The organism is Sporomusa termitida, from assembly GCF_007641255.1.
GTDB classification, from domain to species: Bacteria; Bacillota; Negativicutes; order Sporomusales; family Sporomusaceae; genus Sporomusa; species Sporomusa termitida.
On the sequence record NZ_CP036259.1, the window covers coordinates 4,356,517 to 4,374,927 of the forward strand.

An 18,411-nucleotide genomic window follows, 5' to 3' on the forward strand; every position below is an offset into this window, starting at 1 on the left:
GGTGCTTTTTTCTAATGTTTATTATACCAACAGTGAGAATCATTGTCAATGGTTATTTAGACGATCATCTTGCTTAGAACCTGCGCGTCAATTGCACTCGCGTATAATCTCCCAGTTTGAAATTTTCCGGTCCATACAGCGTATCCCGTTTTCCTGTCCCTTTCGCGTCAAAGGTATAGAACGCTTCTAACAGGAAGTCTTTGGCCGGTACATAGCCGGCTCCTACCGTAACGCTGCGGATACCGTCCAGATAGCGGTCAGGTACTCCTTCGGTGCCGTTGCCGCCAAAGAACGAGCCATGCTCAAAGTGCTTGTAATCGGCGAAGGCATTCCAGCTGCCCGGCTGCTCCGTATCGCTGCGGCCGATATCCACCCGGGCTACCCAGAACCGCGGCGTGCCGCCCGCTTGGCGCCCGGCCAGCGCAAAGTCCGACGTTCCCGCCGTATGGCTATAGAGCGTTTTTCCATTCATAAACCGGCCAAAATCCGTCAGGTTCCGTCCCCGGTCATAGGAGAAAGTGATTTGATCATTGAGCTTCCATTTTGCCCCCACGCCGACGACATTGGCCAGCTGATCAAAGGTATATACGTCATTCGTATCGCCATTGGCCACCGCTATGCCGTGCTGCTTATCATTGACCGAACGCAAATACCAGGCCTGAATGCCCAGATTATCGCCGAGCTGCTGTTTGGCCTGGACAAACGCGGCATTATGGATCGCCGGGATCCGGTCCTGCACTAAGACGGTTCCCGACACCCGAATCACTTTTCCCTCAAGCTGTTCCAGCAACTCCAGCGGCAGGGAGCTGCGGTCTTCCGGCCCCCAGGTCACCACATTCGCCATGTTAGAAATAATATTCCTAACCGTCACTCCTACATCGGCCCCCCCAGTAATTCGTCCCTCCGGGAACCCGCCTGTTGATGGTGAGTAGTTTACCCTGGTCCATAACTGCTTAAAAGTATTCTGGCTGTCCCATAAGGAAGTAATGGCCTTGGCCTTCGCTTCGTCTTTCGTAAGTACCGTAAAAGCACTTGCGTCGAATTCATCCACAGGAATAGCCCAGTCACGAACAGCCAGTTCCCGGAAGATTTCATCGCCGGTGTATTCGCCGTAGCCTAAGAAGGTAGTGGTAAAATTATAATAGCCTTCTGACAGAAAAACCGAATTATTTTGACCGATCCATTCTCTGGTTACCCCGCTTGCTTCCAAAGACGGTTCGATCTTGTCCCATGTCCCTGCCGCAGCCGCTTCCAAGGCTTCCTGATCAAAAAAGTCGGCATAAGAAACCCTCTCTGTCGTCCTAAATGAATTATTCCCAGAGGGATTTACCATGACAATATACTCGCCTAACTTTTCTCCTGTCCCCTCAGCCGTAACGGTAACTTTCTGCCAGGCAAACGTATTGATAGAAGGGTTCATCTGCATAGAGGTAATTGTGTCATAGGCAGCCGGGTCGTCTTGCTTGATGACTTCCAAATACTGATTGATAATCTGCTGCTGTTCCTCCAGGCTGGCTGCCTGAGCCAGCTTCTGGTACAGTCCCTGATAGCCGTCTACGCTGACCACCTTATCTTTGTAAGGGGCGCCCTCCTCGGGATAGTCGTTTGTGTCATATCCCAGCCATTCCGTTCTGGTGGGCGCCCGGAAAAAGACTTGATGGGTCGCATGGGTATAAGCCGAATCCGTGATCCCGGTGCTATGGCTGAAATCACCATAGCCGATCCGCACCTGGGTCTGCTTATTCGTCCACACGGCCCGGCCGCCGTCATATTCCTTGTCAAACCAGTAGCCCGTAACCCCCAGCGGTTCGGTCAGGCGGCCGGCCGTAAAGTCCCACTTCTTCACATTCTGCGTAATTTCCGCTTTTTCCAGCCGCTGCTCGTTCAGGCCTTTGGAGCCGGCTGCGTCATAGGCTGTATCCACGCCGCTCATGCCGGCCGCGCTGCCGAGGACGGTGACATTCGTTTTATCGCCGATACGGGCGTCAATACCGACCCGCAGGCGCTGCTCAAAACCGTGATCCGCTTTCTCAAAGATATTCTTGGCGGCGTCTCCCACACTGGCGCCCGCCGTTTCTCTCGCTTCCGGTTTATTCTTGCCGGTATTAGCGTTCCAGCGGGCCTGATAGTCGCCGATCAGTTCCACGCCTTCTTTTTTATCGGCGTCAAACGGTTTCTCGATAAACCAGTTCTCCGCTGCCTGCGTTGCTGCCGGTGCGTCGGTTGCGGCGCTGTCTGTTTGGCTGTCCGCTTCCTTCTTGCTGCCCGCAGCAGCGCCAAACTTCATATTCAGGCCAATTTTATAGACCCGTTCCTGGAAGGCCCGGTCATCATCGCGATGATTGAACAGGTTGTCGATGCCAAAGTAGGCCAGCGAATCTTTCGACAAGTCTTTTTGGATCAATAAATTCCAGAGGCCGAAGGTTTTCTTTTCATAGGTCTGTTTGCCCCCTTCGGCAAAATTATACTTCAGGTCGCCATTTTCGTCATACTCCAGGTAATTGCCGTTATTGGCCACGCTGTTGCTGTCGAGCATATTGATATAATAATTGCCCCAGAGGGAAGAGCGCCAGCCGCCTTTCAGGTTTTCATAGGTGATGCCGATATCGACCTTATGCTGCGGCTTGTCCAGCAGCTGCCGCGGCATATCGGGATCGCTTTTATTCAGGGCATAGAGATAGGTATAGCCCAGCTTCCCGGTCCAGTGCCTGCCGAACTTCTGCTGTACCTCTGCTTCGGCGCCGGTGATTTCCGCCTTGCCGATATTCTTGAAGCTGTAGATCATATCCGGCGGGGCCAGCCATTTCCAGCCTTCGGAATCGGTGGGCCCAAAATCCATTAAATAGCCGGTGAAATACGTTGACATATAATCATCAATACGATTGTGGAAGACATTGAAGCGAGCCGATGTATTCTTGTTTTCCCCCTCAATCCCGATATCGAAATTCACTGACTTTTCCGGTTTCAGATCAGGATTGCCGACCCAGTAATAACCCAGCTTCCCTTTAAAAATATCAACCGGCATGCCCGCATACATTTCCCAGTTGTAATAGAGCTCGCCCATGCCCGGTTCCGTATAGCCGGTGCCGATGTTGGCTTTAAAGCGGCGGTTGGCATTCCCGTTGATATTATGAGTCAGCCCCATGTTGAAGGTGGCGTTCGTGCCGAACAGGTTACTGTGGTCGACGCGGAAAATAGGGGCGAGGATCGTATCGGCGTCCACCTGCCAGGTATCCTGCAGGAAAAAGTGCTGCTTTTTGATTTCCGCCCGGCCTACCTGCTGGCGATTCTGCCGGCTGTTGTATTCTTCTTGAAACGTCTTCCCGTTATAAGTGGCGTCCCGATACCAATCGGCGTAATAATGGTTAATTGCGGAGGCATTGCTAAGAGTAAGCGATGGATTTTCTGCTTTCAGCTGTAGGGCAAACGCGTCCCGCCTGGCCACTACGTCCGCCGGGGCTCCTGTTGCGTAAGCTGTGTACTCGAGGAAATCCAGGTACGTAAAAGAGGGAACTATGTTTGCTCCATTTTCATCACGAGCGCCATACCATTCATAGTCCTGGTCATAGTACGGTACGCCGGCTTCATTTCGCACCAGCTCGTAATCATGCACGTTGGAGGCGGGCGCCCCGGTGCCGCCTTTGGTATAGAGATTCTTGTCATAATCCCAGGGGTCGATGTAGCGCGTATAGGTATCCGGCGCGCTTTTCAGCCGGCTCCCTACGCCGTTTTCCTTGATATAACCAAAACCATAAGTCAAAAGGTGCCTGTCATTGACCTGCGTATTGGCCGACGCTTTGAGGTTCCATTGCTTATGTTCGATATCATCGATATAGTTTAAGGTGTTCTTCCCTTCGTATTGCGAATTGCTGTACCTGGAGGACAGCGTGAGGTCGTCCTCATTCAGCTTCGCGTAGTCCAGGCCGATTTTCCAGTCCGTATTGCCGCCGTTATTCCCGCTGTAAGACAGCCGGTACGTATTCCGGTCCATCTCCCGTTTAAAATGCTGCTGCGGCTCCATGCCTGAGTCCGAATGCTTGACATACCGTTCGAGATCTTCATTCAGCCGGTCGATGTTGAATTCGAGCTTGTTCCGGTCATCGATCTCGTAGCTGCCGATCAAGCCGATATTCTTGATATCGCCATAGTAGCGCAGGGAGTTCCGTACATTCTCGCCGCCGGCCAGTCCGCCGAAATAGGTAGTCCCATAGACCGGCATGATCTCCCGCTTGCTGCCATATAAGCCTACCCGGAATTTTCCTACTTCGCCGGTATCGGCGCGCAGGAAGATATTCTGATAGGGAAATATATCCCCGTCGCCGCTGATCCGCCGTCCTTCGGCATTGACCTGCAAGCCCGGTTTAGACGCTGCCTTGCGGGTAATAATATTGACGACCCCGCCGATCGCGTCGGCGCCATACTTCGCTGATGCCGCGCCCCGGATGATTTCGATGCGCTCTACATTCTCCGCCCCTAACCGCATCACCTCATCACCGGCGCCGGAGTATTTGGCAAAGTCGCCCATGACGGGCTGGCCGTCCACTAAGATCAGCGTATGCCGCGGTTCGGCGCCCCGGATGGAAACGCCTACCCGGCCCATGGCGTCGACGGTCCGGGTTACGCCGGTTTCATCGAAGATAATGTCTTCGACGCTTTTGGCCTGTTTGCGCTCAATATCCTCCTTGGTAATGATGGTGGTGCTTTGGGATTCGTATTTGGCTTCCTCCCTGGCGGCGTCCGCCTCGACGACGATGTCCCGGGTTTTGGCGGTGTCCTCGGCCGCCAGCGCCCCGCTCCACAGGGCAAATATATTGGCCGTCAACAAGGCGGCGACCGCGCAGCGGGCCCTTCTTTTTTTACTCAAGGTGATTCCCCCTGGTTTCTTAAACTTTCTCTTGGTTCCGGCCCCATTCAGGCTGGCGGCCGGCGGGCATTGGCCTCATAATTTTGATTACTTTAACACAAAATGGACGGTGGTTGTAAAGCTTACCGGCGCTTTGAGCGCATTGGGATAGGGGCATACGGCGCGTATGGCCTGCAGGGCGGCCTGTTCCAGCAGGCGGGTGGCCGAACCGACGGTACTGGCGCTTACCAGATTGCCGTCCGCATCCAGTGTGACCGCTACCGTAACCGTTCCCTGCATATTGCGTTTTACCGCCATATAAGGGTACTGCTTGTTGGCGTCAACCGCGTTGGCGAAGCCGTTGAAATCAAAGGGGCCGCTGCCGGGGCCGGCGACGCCGCTGCTGCCGCTGCCCGCACCGTAACCGCTGCCTTCGCCATAACCGCGCCCGTCACCCGCCCCGTCGCCGTCGCCGGCCCCGCTGCCGGCCCCGCTGCTGCCGGCAATGCTGGTTTTGGCAGCGGCAGCCGGCGCCGCTACCGGGGCGGCGGCGGGTACGGCAATGCTTTCCGGCGCCAGGGCCGCCGGTTCCGGCGGCGTCTCCGGCTCCGGCTCCGGCTCCGGCTGGACTTCCGCAGGTTGCGGCGTGCCGCCGCCCGCCTGACCGCTGCCCTGCTGATAATCCACCATATCGAGATCAATGACATATTCCGCTTCCGGCCGGTGGATCATATTGCCGCTAAAGACCAGTCCGAAGCAAATGGCCACAGCCAGGTGAAAAAGCCCCGAATACAGGAACGCCCGCCGCCAGCTGCAATATTCTGTCATGAAATCACCTTGCTTTCTTTTCCGCGGCAATACCCAGTTTTTTTACGCCGGCCCCTTTAAGCATATCCATGACCGCTACCACCTGGCCGTGAGAGGTTGACTTATCGGCCTGCAGGATTACTGCCAACTGCGGATTGGCCGCTGCTTGCGCCTGCAGTTGCGCGGCTGCGCCCTCAAGCGACACAAATTGGCCGTCCAGGGCGATCCGGCCGGCTGCATCAACGCTGATAATCACCGGCAGCTGGGACGGCACCTCCGCCCGCGCCGCCTGGGGCAGCTGCACGGCCAGCGCCCGTTGGGTGGTCGTTTGCAAGCTGTTCATCATAAAAAAGACCAGCAGAAAGAAAATAATATCGATCATGGGAATAATCATAAATGACGGTGGGGAAATACCGCGGCCATTTCTGAATTTCATGCCGCTTCCCTCCGCTTGTGTTCTAACACGGAGAAGCACAGGTCCTCCGTGGCGGTCAGGACCGTATCGAATTGATGGGAAAAGAAAGTATGGATGACAAACGCCAGTATGGCCACGCACAGGCCAGCCGCCGTCGCCACCAGCGCTTCCCCGACCCCGCCGCTGATAGCCGCCGCGCCGCCGCCGGAGCCGTCCATGACGCTGAAGGAGCCGATCATGCCGATAACCGTGCCGAGCAAGCCGAGCAACGGGGCAACGGTAACGATAGCGCTCAGGTAGTCAAGATGCTTTTTCAGGCCGGTTACCTCTACCGCCATCCGTTCTTCAAACGCCGCCTTTACCGTCATTGTGCCAGCCTGGGGGTAGCGGGCCTGCAGCAGGCCGGCTTTTACCGTCCGGCTCATGACCGTATCGAAGGCATCGCAGACGGCGATGGCCCCGTCCCAGTCCCGGGCCGCCAGAGCATCGCGGATCTGCGCTCTCAGCCCGTCGCCGTCCCGCCGGTGGCGGCGGTAGTAATACGCCCGTTCGGCGGCGATCATCACCGCCAGCAACGAACAAATTAACAGGGGATACATGACAAAACCGCCTTTGTGAAATAAATGAACCAAATAGATAAATCCGTCCACTGTTTACACCTCTGCTCTATTAATTAGGAAACGCCCAACAGCAATTCGCTGCCAAAATTTAACAGCCGGCAAAAAGAAGAACTCCGCGCGTAATGTAGTTACGCAACGGAGCTCCCAGCTCTCTTTTTACACTCTGCGCTCAGCTGATTTAGATCAGCAGGCAGTGCATTACTATTTTAAATTAGTTCCTTTTTCTGATGTTTATTATACTAATAGTGAGAATCATTGTCAATAGTTATTTAAATTGACTTGTGCTAATGTCGCTATGGATAATCAGGGGTTGTACAAGACCAATGGACGGTGGTGCTGTCTTGCTTAGAACCTGCGCGTCAATTGCACTCGCGTATAATCGCCCAGTTTGAAATTCTCTGCTCCGTACAGCGTATCCCGTTTTCCCGTCCCTTTCGCATCAAAGGTATAGAACGCTTCCAGCAGGAAGTCTTTGGCCGGTACATAGCCGGCTCCCAGCGTAAAGCTGCGGATACCGTCCAGATACCGGTCCGGCACCCCTTCGGTGCCGTTGCCGCCAAAGAACGAACCATGCTCGGGTTTTTGACAGTTGAATAATACCAAAAACGCTGGAAGCCTTGATTTAGGCTTATTTTTTTGTCAAAATCCCCACTTATATATTGCGTGATATAGCGTGATGTGGTATAATATAAGTAGTTTGGGGGTCTGCTTATGCGATTGAAAGTATCACGTTCCAAAAATTCCGCCTCCCTTTATGTCACAAAAACAGTTTATGTTGATAAAAAAGAAAAGACCATTACCGTTGAAAAGCTTGGCACGGAAAAAGAACTCCGGGAAAAGCTCAATGGGCAGGATCCTTATGTGTGGGCAAAAGCGTATATTGATAAATTAACTAAAAAGGAAAAAGAAGCAGCTGGACATATCTTTATAAAGCGATCCCAGTCCAAGCTTATCCCTAAAGGGGACCAGGTATCCTTCAATGGTGGCTATCTTTTTCTCCAACAGTTGTACCATGACTTAAACCTTCATCATATTTGCCGCTCTATTTCTGAACGCTATAAATTTTCGTTTCCCCTTGATTCGATTCTCTCAAGGCTGGTTTATGGCAGAATTCTATTTCCTGCCTCTAAGCTCAATACCTGCCAGCTTTCCAAGACGCTTCTGGAACAGCCTGATTTTGAAATCCAGCATGTTTACCGTGCTCTTGAAGTCATTGCCAAAGAATCCGATTTTATTCAAGCTGAGCTTTACAAAAATAGCCTGGCTGTCTCAAAACGCAATGATACAATTCTTTACTACGACTGTACCAACTATTTTTTTGAAATTGAGCAGGAAAGTGGCGATAAACAGTATGGCCCTTCCAAAGAAAACAGGCCCAATCCGATTGTGGAAATGGGACTGTTTATGGATGGGGATGGCATTCCCCTTGCTTTTTGCATTCACAGCGGCAACACTAATGAACAACTTACCCTACAGCCGTTAGAAAAAAAGATTCTTACGGATTTCTCTCTGGCTAAATTTATTGTTTGTACGGATGCCGGACTCTCTTCCATCGATAATCGCAAATTCAATGACAAGAAAGACCGTGCCTTTATTACCACTCAGTCTGTGAGAAAGCTGAAAAAACATCTCAAGCAGTGGGCTTTAGCTACAGAGGGCTGGTCTCTGCCTCAGGTAAGGGGAGCGTTTGATATTTCCCAAATAGCTCAGTCCGAAGAGGCCAAAGAAAACTATCAGAACGCCACCTTCTACAAGGAGCGCTGGATAAAAGAAGACGGTTTAGAGCAGAAGCTCATCGTTACTTTCTCTTTCAAATACCAAAACTACCAGCGATGTATCCGAAGCCGGCAGATAGAACGCGCCTGTAAACTGCTTGAATCAAATCCTTCCTCATTAAAAAAACACCGCCAGACTGATTGTAAGCGTTTTATCTCAAGGACAAATGTGACAACTGAAGGTGAAATTGCCAAAAATGAATTCTACACTATCGATCAGGAAATCATCGCAAACGAAGAAGCTTATGATGGCTTCTATGCCGTCTGCACAAATCTCGAAGAGGATGCTCCTGCTATTACTAAGATCAATCACAAGCGTTGGGAAATAGAAGAATGTTTTCGCCTGTTAAAATCCGATTTCAGGGCAAGACCGGTATATCTTAGCCGGGATGACCGGATTAAAGCACATTTTACAACCTGTTTTTTAGCACTAACAATCTACAGATATCTGGAAAAAAGGGTAAAAGAAAATTTTACAAGCACCGAAATCATTAGCCAGCTACGGACCATGAATTTTTATTGCGTTCCTGGAGAAGGGTATGTTCCCACTTATACCAGAACCGATTTTACCGATGCTCTACATGAGACTTTTGGCTTCCGTACCGATTATGAGATTGTAGGTACAAAGCAAATGAAAAAAATTTTTAAGTCTACAAAAAAACAATAAAAGGTACGCATTTTTTTGCTTCTTAAAATAGTCTGAAACGCCTTATATACAAGGCGTTTCAGACTATTTTTATCTCCCAACTGTCAAAGATGGGATTATACTAATAGTGAGAATCATTGTCAATAGTTATTTAAATTGACTTGTGCTAATGTCGCTATGGATAATCAGGGGTTGTACAAGACCAATGGACGGTGGTGCTGTCTTGCTTAGAACCTGCGCGTCAATTGCACTCGCGTATAATCGCCCAGTTTGAAATTCTCTGCTCCGTACAGCGTATCCCGTTTTCCCGTCCCTTTCGCATCAAAGGTATAGAACGCTTCCAGCAGGAAGTCTTTGGCCGGTACATAGCCGGCTCCCAGCGTAAAGCTGCGGATACCGTCCAGATACCGGTCCGGCACCCCTTCGGTGCCGTTGCCGCCAAAGAACGAACCATGCTCAAAGTGCTTGTAATCGGCAAAGGCGTTCCAGCTGCCCGGCTTGTCCGTGTCGCTGCGGCCGATATCCACCCGGGCTACCCAGAACCGCGGCGTCCCGCCCGCTTCCCGGCCGGCCAGCGTAAAGTCCGACGTGCCCGCCGTATGGTTATAGAGCGTGTTGCCATTCATGAACCGGCCGAAATCCGTCAGGTTCCGTCCCGTGTCATAGGAGAAGGTGATTTGATCACTGAGCTTCCACTTGGCCCCCACGCCGACGACATTGGCCAGCTGGTCAAAGCTGAATACGTCATTGGCATCGCCATTGGCCACCGCGATGCTGTGCTGCTTGTCATTGACCGAGCGCAGATACCAGGCCTGAATGCCCAGATGATCGCTGAGCTGCTGTCTGGCCTGGACAAACGCGGCATTATGGATCGCCGGGATCCGGTCCTGGACCAGGACGGTGCCCAGTACCGGGAGCGCTTCGCCCAGCTGTTCCAGTAACTGCAGAGGCAGAGAACTGTCGTCCTCCGGCTGCCACACGTCCGCTCTTTGATATCCGGCCAGTTGATTTAAAATAAGATAACCCAATCTTCCTATGGAAGGGCCAGCGGCGACCCCATCGACAGCGACGCCACTGTTGGGAGAAGTTCGTTTCCACGAGTCTACCTGTTTCCAGGAATTCTCGGTATCCCAGAAGGACGTAACGGCCATGGCCTTTGCTTCTTCCTTCGTAAGGGTGATAAAATCGCTGGCACTGACTTGATCCATGGGGATCACACTTTCCGTGCCCATAGGCTGCAGCACCTGATCGCCCGTGTACTTGCCATAGCCCAGGAAGGTGCTTTCGAAAGTATACTTTCCTGCCGACAGCAGAAACGAGTTGTTGTTGGACACATTGACTGACGCTGTACCATTTGTCTCCAACCCTGCTTCGATTTTATTCCAGATATTTTCCGCAGTCTGTTCCAATACTTCCTGATTAAACAAGTCTGCATAGGGAATTTTCGTTGCTTCAGAAGTAGAAACACTCCCACTTACCGGGGCAATGTATTCGCCCACCAGTTCTCCCGCTTCATTGGTAACAGTAACTTTTTTCCAGGCAAAAGTGTTGACATCACTAAAAGTATAGCTCTTAGATGTAATGGAATCGTACGCTGCCGGATCATCCTGTTTGACGACCTCCAGGTATTGCGTGATAAGCTGCTGCTGCTCCTCCGGGCTGGACGTTTGGAGCAGTTTCTGGTACAGTCCCTGATAGCCGTCCACAGTAACGCTCTTATCAGTGAAAACACCGTCCCAGGTTTCCGGGAAGGAACCATTGTAGCCCAGCCATTCCGCCTTCGTCGGCGCCCGCAAGAAGACCTGCCGCGTCGCATGGGTATAAGCCGAATCGGTAATGCCGGTGCTATGGCTGAAATCGCCATAGCCGATCCGGACCTGCGTCTGCTTGTTCGTCCACACGGCCCGGCCCCCATCGTATTCCTGGCCGAACCAGTAGCCCGTAACCCCCAGCGGTTCCGTCAGCCGGCCGGCCGTGAAGTCCCATTTTTTCACATTCTGCGTGATTTCCGCTTTTTCCAGCCGCTGCTCGTTCAGGCCTTGGGAGCCGGCTAGATCATAAGCTGTATCCACACCGCTCATGCCGCCGGCACTGCCCAGAATGGTGACATTCGTGTTATCGCCAATGCGGGCGTCAATACCGACACGCAGACGCTGTTCAAAGCCATGTCCTGCTTTTTCCAGGATATTCTTGGCGGCATCGCCCACGCTGGAGACCGCCGTTACGCGCACTTCCGGTTTATCCTTACCGGCATAGGCATTCCAGCGGGCCTGATAGTCGCCGATCAGCTCTACGCCTTCTTGTTTATTTACGTCAAACGGCCGGTCGATAAACCAGTTCTCCGCTTCCTTCGTTGCTGCCGTTGTGTCTGTTGCCGCGCTGTCTGTTTGTTGGGCCGCTGCCTTCCTGCTGTCTTTGTCGGCGCCGAACCTCATATTCAGGCCAATTTTATAAACCCGTTCCTGGAAGGCCCGGTCGTCATCGCGATGATTAAACAAGTTGTCAATGCCGAAGTAGGCCATTGAGTCTTTGGACAAATCTTTTTGGACCAGGAAATTCCAGAGACCGAAGGTTTTCTTTTCATAGGTCTGGTTGCCGCCTTCGGCAAAGTTATATTTCACCTCACCGTTTTCGTCATAGGTCAGGTAATTGCCGTTATTGGCAATGCTGTTGCTGTCCAGCATATTGATATAATAATTGCCCCAGAGGGAGGAGCGCCAGCCGCCCTTCCGGTTTTCATAGGTGACGCCGATATCGACCTTGTGCTGCGGCTTGTCCAGCAGCTGCCGCGGCATATCGGGATCGCTTTTATTCAAGGCATGGAGATAGGTATAGCCCAGCTTCCCGGTCCAGTGCTCGTCAAACTTCTGTGACACCTCGGCTTCCGCGCCGGTGATTTCCGCCTTGCCGATATTCCTGAAGCTGTAGATCATATCCGGCGGCGTTACCCATTTCCAACCCGTTTCGCTAGGATAAAAATCCATCAAATAGCCGGTGAAGTAGGTTGTCATGTAATTATCGATGCGATTGTGGAATACATTGAGCCGGGCCGCCGTGTTCCGGTGTTCGCCTTCAATGCCGATATCGAAATTGAGGGATTTTTCCGGCTTGAGGTCCGGGTTGCCGAGAAAGTAATAGCCCAGCCTGCCTACGCCGAATCCGGCCGGCATGCCGGCATACATTTCCCAGTTGTAGTAGAGTTCGCCCATGCCCGGTTCGGTATAACCGGTGCCAAGGTTGGCCTTGAACCGCCGGTGGGCATTGCCGTTGATCTGATGCGTCAGCCCCATATTAAAGGTCGCGTTCGTGCCAAACAGGTCGCTGTGATCGACGCGCAGGATCGGTGCCAGGATCGTATCGTTATTGAGCTGCCATGTATCCTGAAGAAAAAAGTTCTCTTTCCTGATTTCGGCCTTCCCTACAGTCTGCCGGTTCGTTCTGGCGTTAAATTCCTCTTTAAACGTTTTCCCATTATAGGTTACAACGCCCGTATAATACCTTTGTACGGCTAAACTGGTAGAGCCTAAGGATGGGTTTTCCGCTTTAAGTTGCGCCTCAAACTTCAAGTAATTTTCTTTTACGTCATCCGGCATATTGCGTGTGTTATAACTGGAACCACCGTACTTTATAAAGTCTTCATAGGTATAGGCCGGAATAATGTTTTTTCCATTTTCATCGCGCAGGCCATACCATTCATAGTCCTGGTCATAGTAGGGCACGCCGGCATCATTGCGCGCCATCTCGTAATCATGCACTTCAGAGGAGGGCGCCCCCGTGCCGCCTTTGGTGTACAGGTTCTTGTCATAGTCCCAGGGGTCGATATAGCGCGTATAGGTGTCCGGCGCATTTTTCAGCCGGCTTCCTTCCCCCTTTTCCTTGGTATAGCCAAAGCCATAGGTCAGTAAATGCTCGTCATTGACCTGCGTATTGGCCGACAGCTTGATATCCAGCTGGTTATGGTTGATGTCATCGATGTAGTTTAACGTATTCTTGCCTTCATATTTCGATTCGCCAAAGGTAGAGGTCAGCGTAAGGTCGTCTTGATTCAGCTTCGCGTAGTTGACATCCACCTGCCAGTCCGTACTGCCGCCATTGTTCCCGCTATAAGCCAGCCGGTAGGTATTGCGGTCCATGGTCCGTTTGAACTGCTGCCGCGGCTCCATGCCGGAGTCCGAATGCTTGACATACCGCTCCAGATCCTCATTGATCCGGTCAAAATTGAATTCGAGCTTGTTCCGGTCATCGATCTCATAGCTGCCGATCAAGCCGATATTCTTGATATCGCCGTAGTACCGCAGGGAGTTCCGGAAATTCTCGCCATTGCCCAGTCCGCCGTAAGACGTTGTCCCATAGACCGGCATAACATCCCGCACACTTCCATATAAGCCCAAACGGAAATTTCCCACTGCGCCTGTATCGGCGCGCAGAAAGATATTCTGATACGGGAATAGATCCCCGTCGCCGCGGCTCCGCCGGCCTTCGGCATTAAACTGCAGCGAGGGTTCGGCCCCGGCTTTTTTCGTGATAATATTGACCACCCCGCCGATCGCGTCGGCGCCGTACTTCGCTGATGCCGCGCCCCGGATGATTTCGATGCGCTCCACATTCTCCGTCCCCAGCCGCATGACCTCGTCGGCCGCGCCCTGGTATTTGGCAAAGTCGCCCATGACGGGCTGGCCGTCCACTAAGATCAGCGTATGCCGCGGTTCGGCGCCCCGGATCGAAACGCCGACCCGTCCCATCGCGTCTACCGTTCGGGTTACGCCGGTTTCATCGAAGATGATGTCTTCGACGCTTTTGGCCTGTTTGCGCTCAATATCCTCCTTGGTGATGATGGTGGTGCTTTGGGATTCGTATTTGGCTTCCTCCCTGGCGGCGTCCGCCTCGACGACGATATCCCGTGTTTTGGCGGTGTCCTCGGCCGCCAGTGTCACGCCCCCGCTCCACAGGGCAAAAATATTGGCCGTCAACAAGGCGGCGACTGCGCAGCGGGCCCTGCTTTTTTTATTCAAGATGATTCCCCCCTGATTCCTTAAACTTTTCTCTTGGTTCCGGCCATTCAGGCTGCGGCCGGCGGGCGTTGAGCTCATAATTTAAATTACTTTAACCCAAAATGGACGGCGGTTGCACTGCCGGCGCCCGCGGAAAACCGCCTTTGTGAAATAAATGAAGCAAATAGATAAATCCGTCCACTGTCTACACCTCTGCTATTATTGAATTAGGAAACGCCAAACAGCAACCCACTACCCAAAATTTAACAGCCGGCAAAAAGAAAAACCCCGCGCGTAATATACTTACGCAACGGAGCTCCCAGCTCTCTTTTTACACTCTGCTCTCACCTGCTTTAATCGTCAGGCCGGCAGGGCATTACTATTTTTAATTAGTGCTTATTATACTCGCAGTGAGAATCATTGTCAATAGTTATTTAAATTGAGTATTGACAGGCTTGCTGCTAATCAGTTAGTATAATTAATGATAATAATTATCATTAAACAAACAATTCGCTTATAGTATTCCGCGACAGGGAGGAACCAAGTGAAAACTGTCTATGTTGGCTTAGGGCTGTTGTTTCTGGGTCTGGGCGTAATCGGAATCATGCTCCCTTTACTGCCTACGGTCCCGTTTTTGCTGCTGGCATCGATTTGCTTTGCCAAGGGATCGCGCCGGTTTTACGCCTGGTTTACCTCAACAGCCATCTATCGCAACCACTTGCAGGATTTGGAAGAGAATTGGTCAATGCCGCTAAAATCAAAGATTGGCATCCTTACCATTTCTACGCTCATGATGAGCTTGCCTTTTTTTATAGTCGACAACAGGCTTGTGCACCTATTCCTGCTCATCCTGCTGGCTGTCAAATACTATGTTTTCCTCGTTAAGATCAAAACAACCAAATAGCTGCACAACAGGGGCCGTTTTTTTTTTCGGCTGGACCTCCCGCGGTTCAGTCAGGCCAATAGCGGCCGCCAGACCGGAATACCTACGGTGACGGGGACGGCTTGCCAGCTCCCGCCAATCCGTGGCGTACCTGCTGCTGGTACGTGCATCCGGCAGGAAAAGAGTTAGCTAAGTGAAACAAGAGAGGGTTTTTCAGCCGGGTTGCTTGCTCCCGGCTTATTGTCGTGTTCGTTATAAAATTGTATCCATTGCAATACCTGATCTAAAACGGGGATGAAATTTCTCCCGATTTCAGTTAATGAATACTCTACTTTGGGCGGTATTTCTTTATATATTTCTCTATGTACGATTCCATCACGCTCAAGTTCTCTTAGCTGTTGGGTAAGTATCCCTTGGGAAATATCGGGAAGCAATCTATTCAGTTCATTAAATCGTTTCGTTCCATCACTTAAAAACAGCAAAATGACAAATTTCCATTTGCCGGCGATTAATTTCTGGGCCAACAGCATCTGCTTAACTGTGACCGGACACAGGCCTCTGATGGCTGCTCTGGACATACGAAAAAACCCTCCCGGTACTTTTTATATTAGTATATCATATAATTATTGGTACTTGTGGAATAATTGAGAATACTATATTATTCTAATAACACCGGCTTATATAATTTACTGCAATCTGTTTTATGAACAAAAGGAATTCAGCTGATTAGCAAAGAGCTAAAGGCTAAGTTTATCGTCCGGCGATAACTTAGCCTTTAGCTCTTTTGCTGCAGGGAAGGGAGGTGTTGTAATGAGTGAGCGAAAAACCGTATTGCATATTGAAGGCATGGCCTGCAACGGCTGCCGGGGGAAAGTCGAAAAAAGACTGGCCGCAATTCCCGGGGTGACGCATGTCACGGTTGAACTGGCAGCGAAACAGGCAACCATCATTGGCTCGGCTGAGCCGGCTGTAGTTGTGAAGGCCGTAGAAGAACTTGGGTTCACGGTCTTATGTGAACTATAGGGCAATCAGCGCTTGGCTAACGGGCAGGTAGTGTTGCTGCCGCCTGCGGGCAGAGGACAAGGCTGGCCTAGGCAAAAACGGGCAGCTGGCGGCAGTAAAACCGGTGTGTTTATCGTTAGGGAAAGGGGTAGAAAAATGAGGCGAAAACAGGCGAAACTGTTGTTTTATGGTACGTTAACGATTGCTTTGTCACTGGGGCCGCAAGGGCTAGCCCTGGCGGCAGAGGCTGCGGGGCTGCAGGCTGAACATCAGGTTGATGAGGCTGAGCCGGTGCCGATGACGGAATTGGAAGTTGAGGAAAAAAGAAAGCAGGAACTGGCCCTTGGTCAGCCGCCTGACGCGGAAGGTATAACCAATTATGTGGTCACCCGCAGTTCCACCGGCAGCAAAACAGAGGCGGAAACGAAGGATATCCCCCAGACGATTACCGCAATCGGGCAGAAAGTCATTGCGGAGCAGCACGCTCATACAGTGGCCGCAGTACTGTCAAATGTCGCCGGTGTGAATACGGGTACTGGGGTGTGGAATCCCCATGACAATTTAAATCCGTCCTTCTCTATTCGCGGTTTTGAAGCCAATAACTATTATTATGACGGTTTGTACGATCCGTTAGGTGTCGGCGGCTGGACCGGCAACCTGGATCGCGTGGAAGTGCTGAAGGGGCCCAGTTCATTGTTTTTTGGCGAGCTGCAGCCCGGCGGGGTTATTAATTATATTACCAAAAAACCTGTAACGGAGGAAACCTATTCCCTCGGGCTGGAGTATGGTTCCCGGGGCAGCAGAAGCGTAAATTTGGATGCCTCCGTTCCGCTTACACAGGATGGCAAATGGTTGTCGCGGACGATTATTTCGACAGACCGCCTGGCGCAATTTCAAAAAGATGTCAACAATAAGCATTTCAATGGCAGTCTGATTGTGCAGGGCCAGCCGCGCAGCGATACTACCTATACGTTCGAGGCCCAGTATAATCATTACGATATTGCCGGCGGCTATACCGGCAGTTTGCCCGTTATCGGCACCATTGCCGCGCCGTACGGCCTCGTCCCCTATGACGCAAATTATTATGATCCCAGCCAGCGTCATTATTTTATCGGGCGGGCGCTCAATGCCAGGGTGGATCACCAGTTGAATGATATTTGGACAATTACTTCGGCGCTGCGCTACAGCAGCACCCACAATGACCGGAGTTACATCGGCGATGAAAGCTGGGTTGACGGCGATTATACGAGCGGAAAAATTGCATCTTATTATAGCTGGAATATTTTTAAAGCCGACGCTTATGCGTGGGATACCACCGCCAATGCCAAATTTACGGCGGGAGGAGTAGATCACCATGTGGCCCTGGGATATGAATGGTCCCGGTACAAGCAAACCTGGCCAATATCGGCCGACGCAGAGCTTACCCCGGTGGATTACCTCAATCCGGTATTTGCTCCGCGGCCTGCGGTGGAGGCAAGCCCCTGGCGCTCAACGTCCAGGTACCGGCACAGCGTCTATGTGTCGGATACAGCCGCTGTTTCCAACCGGCTGAAGGTCGCCGGCGGAATCAGCCATTCATCCTATACGGAGACCGTTGACGGCAGTGGCGGCAGTGCATCGGCCACGACCTACCGCATCGGCTCAACCTATGAGTCGGCACCCGGGCTGACCTGGTTTATTGGCTATGGTACATCGTTTGATTATAACGCGTCACGAAACATCAGCGTTGGCGGACAAATTATCGGCGTGCAAGCCTTCCAACCGAAAAAAGGCCGCCAGCTGGAAGGCGGCGTCAAATACAATATTAGCGATCAGGCCAGTATGACTTTGTCCCGTTACAACATCCAACAGACAAACATCATTGTCAATCTGGGAACTACTGCCAATACTGATTACCAGTTAATTGGCGAACAGGAGAGCCGGGGCTATGAACTGGATCTTAGCTACCAGCTGCAACCGGGCTGGAATTTGTTGGCGGCATATGCCAAAAATGATTCAACGGTGACCAGGAATCCGCAGCGTCCGGCCTGGGTTGGCAAACAGTTCGTGGCCGTGCCCAGGCAAACATTCAAATTGTGGTCAACTTACGAAATACAGGCCGGCGCCTGGAAGGGCCTGGGCTTCGGCGGCGGTATAACCCATGTGAGCAAACGGCCTTTCAACAATCTTAACACAATCTGGGTTCCCGGCTACAACGTTATCGATGCGGTTGTCTTTTATAAACCCGCTGCCTGGAAATATTCGCTGAATGTATACAACCTGACCAATAAAAAGTATTATGCGGCCCAAACCGGCGTGTCGGTATATGCAGGTGCACCCCGCAGCTTTACCTTAAGAGCGGAGAGGTCTTTTTGATCTTACCCGGCAGGTGCGGGGGGCGATACTCCGCTCCCTGTGATTGCCGTATCCACAGGCGGTTCATAATCAGA

General features: G+C 51.8%; 10 protein-coding genes and 1 pseudogene. 4 read left to right on the forward strand and 7 right to left on the reverse strand.

Annotation, left to right across the window (positions count from 1 at the left end; all coding sequences use genetic code 11):
• Positions 1 to 73: 73 nt before the first annotated feature.
• The 5 genes and pseudogenes from SPTER_RS20265 to SPTER_RS20285 all read right to left on the reverse strand — a co-directional run.
• Entirely contained in the window at positions 74 to 4,864 is a 4,791-nt protein-coding gene (locus SPTER_RS20265; RefSeq protein ID WP_211367344.1) for a TonB-dependent receptor plug domain-containing protein, read from the reverse strand.
• Positions 4,865 to 4,951: 87 nt separating this feature from the next.
• A complete protein-coding gene (locus SPTER_RS20270; protein WP_144352059.1) occupies positions 4,952 to 5,671 on the reverse strand; it encodes an energy transducer TonB in 720 nt (239 codons plus the stop codon).
• Between the two features lie 4 nt (positions 5,672 to 5,675).
• Positions 5,676 to 6,086 carry an ExbD/TolR family protein gene (locus SPTER_RS20275; protein WP_144352060.1) on the reverse strand — a complete coding sequence of 137 codons (411 nt, stop codon included), beginning with the start codon at positions 6,084 to 6,086 and terminating at the stop codon, positions 5,676 to 5,678.
• Positions 6,083 to 6,715, reverse strand: coding sequence for a MotA/TolQ/ExbB proton channel family protein (locus tag SPTER_RS20280; RefSeq protein ID WP_170233347.1), 633 nt, complete (start codon positions 6,713 to 6,715; stop codon positions 6,083 to 6,085). The genes SPTER_RS20275 and SPTER_RS20280 overlap by 4 nt, the downstream gene beginning before the upstream one ends.
• A 315-nt stretch (positions 6,716 to 7,030) precedes the next feature.
• A pseudogene (locus SPTER_RS20285) lies at positions 7,031 to 7,261 on the reverse strand (hypothetical protein); the annotation flags it as partial.
• Between the two features lie 135 nt (positions 7,262 to 7,396).
• On the opposite strand from SPTER_RS20285, the gene SPTER_RS20290 reads away from it, so the two are divergent.
• Positions 7,397 to 9,127, forward strand: a complete 1,731-nt coding sequence (locus tag SPTER_RS20290; RefSeq protein WP_144350283.1) for an IS1634 family transposase — start codon at positions 7,397 to 7,399, stop codon at positions 9,125 to 9,127.
• A 206-nt stretch (positions 9,128 to 9,333) separates the two neighbouring features.
• Here the strand turns inward: SPTER_RS20290 and SPTER_RS20295 are convergent, their stop codons facing one another.
• Positions 9,334 to 14,118 (reverse strand): TonB-dependent receptor plug domain-containing protein, encoded by a 4,785-nt coding sequence (locus SPTER_RS20295; protein ID WP_246105374.1) that lies wholly within the window; start codon positions 14,116 to 14,118, stop codon positions 9,334 to 9,336.
• Between the two features lie 523 nt (positions 14,119 to 14,641).
• Here SPTER_RS20295 and SPTER_RS20300 point away from each other — a divergent pair.
• Entirely contained in the window at positions 14,642 to 15,001 is a 360-nt protein-coding gene (locus SPTER_RS20300; RefSeq protein ID WP_144352062.1) for a YbaN family protein, read from the forward strand.
• Positions 15,002 to 15,165: 164 nt separating this feature from the next.
• Here SPTER_RS20300 and SPTER_RS20305 read toward each other — a convergent pair whose 3' ends face one another.
• The gene (locus tag SPTER_RS20305; protein WP_144352063.1) at positions 15,166 to 15,558 is read right to left on the reverse strand and encodes a winged helix-turn-helix transcriptional regulator; all 393 of its coding nucleotides are present in this window, start codon (positions 15,556 to 15,558) and stop codon (positions 15,166 to 15,168) included.
• 232 nt (positions 15,559 to 15,790) lie between these two features.
• Here SPTER_RS20305 and SPTER_RS20310 point away from each other — a divergent pair, with 232 nt between their 5' ends.
• Together SPTER_RS20310 and SPTER_RS20315 are read left to right on the forward strand one after the other, a co-directional pair.
• Complete coding sequence (locus SPTER_RS20310) at positions 15,791 to 16,003, forward strand: heavy-metal-associated domain-containing protein (RefSeq protein ID WP_144352064.1); 213 nt, start codon at positions 15,791 to 15,793, stop codon at positions 16,001 to 16,003.
• A gap of 135 nt (positions 16,004 to 16,138) precedes the next feature.
• The gene (locus SPTER_RS20315; protein ID WP_144352065.1) at positions 16,139 to 18,337 is read left to right on the forward strand and encodes a TonB-dependent siderophore receptor; all 2,199 of its coding nucleotides are present in this window, start codon (positions 16,139 to 16,141) and stop codon (positions 18,335 to 18,337) included.
• Positions 18,338 to 18,411 lie beyond the last annotated feature (74 nt).

Excerpts from the sequence above, each read along its gene's own strand:
- SPTER_RS20270 (WP_144352059.1), bottom strand. The coding sequence starts at position 5,671 with ATGACAGAATATTGCAGCTGGCGGCGGGCGTTCCTGTATTCGGGGCTT.
- SPTER_RS20275 (WP_144352060.1), bottom strand. The coding sequence starts at position 6,086 with ATGAAATTCAGAAATGGCCGCGGTATTTCCCCACCGTCATTTATGATT.
- SPTER_RS20290 (WP_144350283.1), top strand. The coding sequence starts at position 7,397 with ATGCGATTGAAAGTATCACGTTCCAAAAATTCCGCCTCCCTTTATGTC.
- SPTER_RS20305 (WP_144352063.1), bottom strand. The coding sequence starts at position 15,558 with ATGTCCAGAGCAGCCATCAGAGGCCTGTGTCCGGTCACAGTTAAGCAG.
- SPTER_RS20310 (WP_144352064.1), top strand. The coding sequence starts at position 15,791 with ATGAGTGAGCGAAAAACCGTATTGCATATTGAAGGCATGGCCTGCAAC.
- SPTER_RS20315 (WP_144352065.1), top strand. The coding sequence starts at position 16,139 with ATGAGGCGAAAACAGGCGAAACTGTTGTTTTATGGTACGTTAACGATT.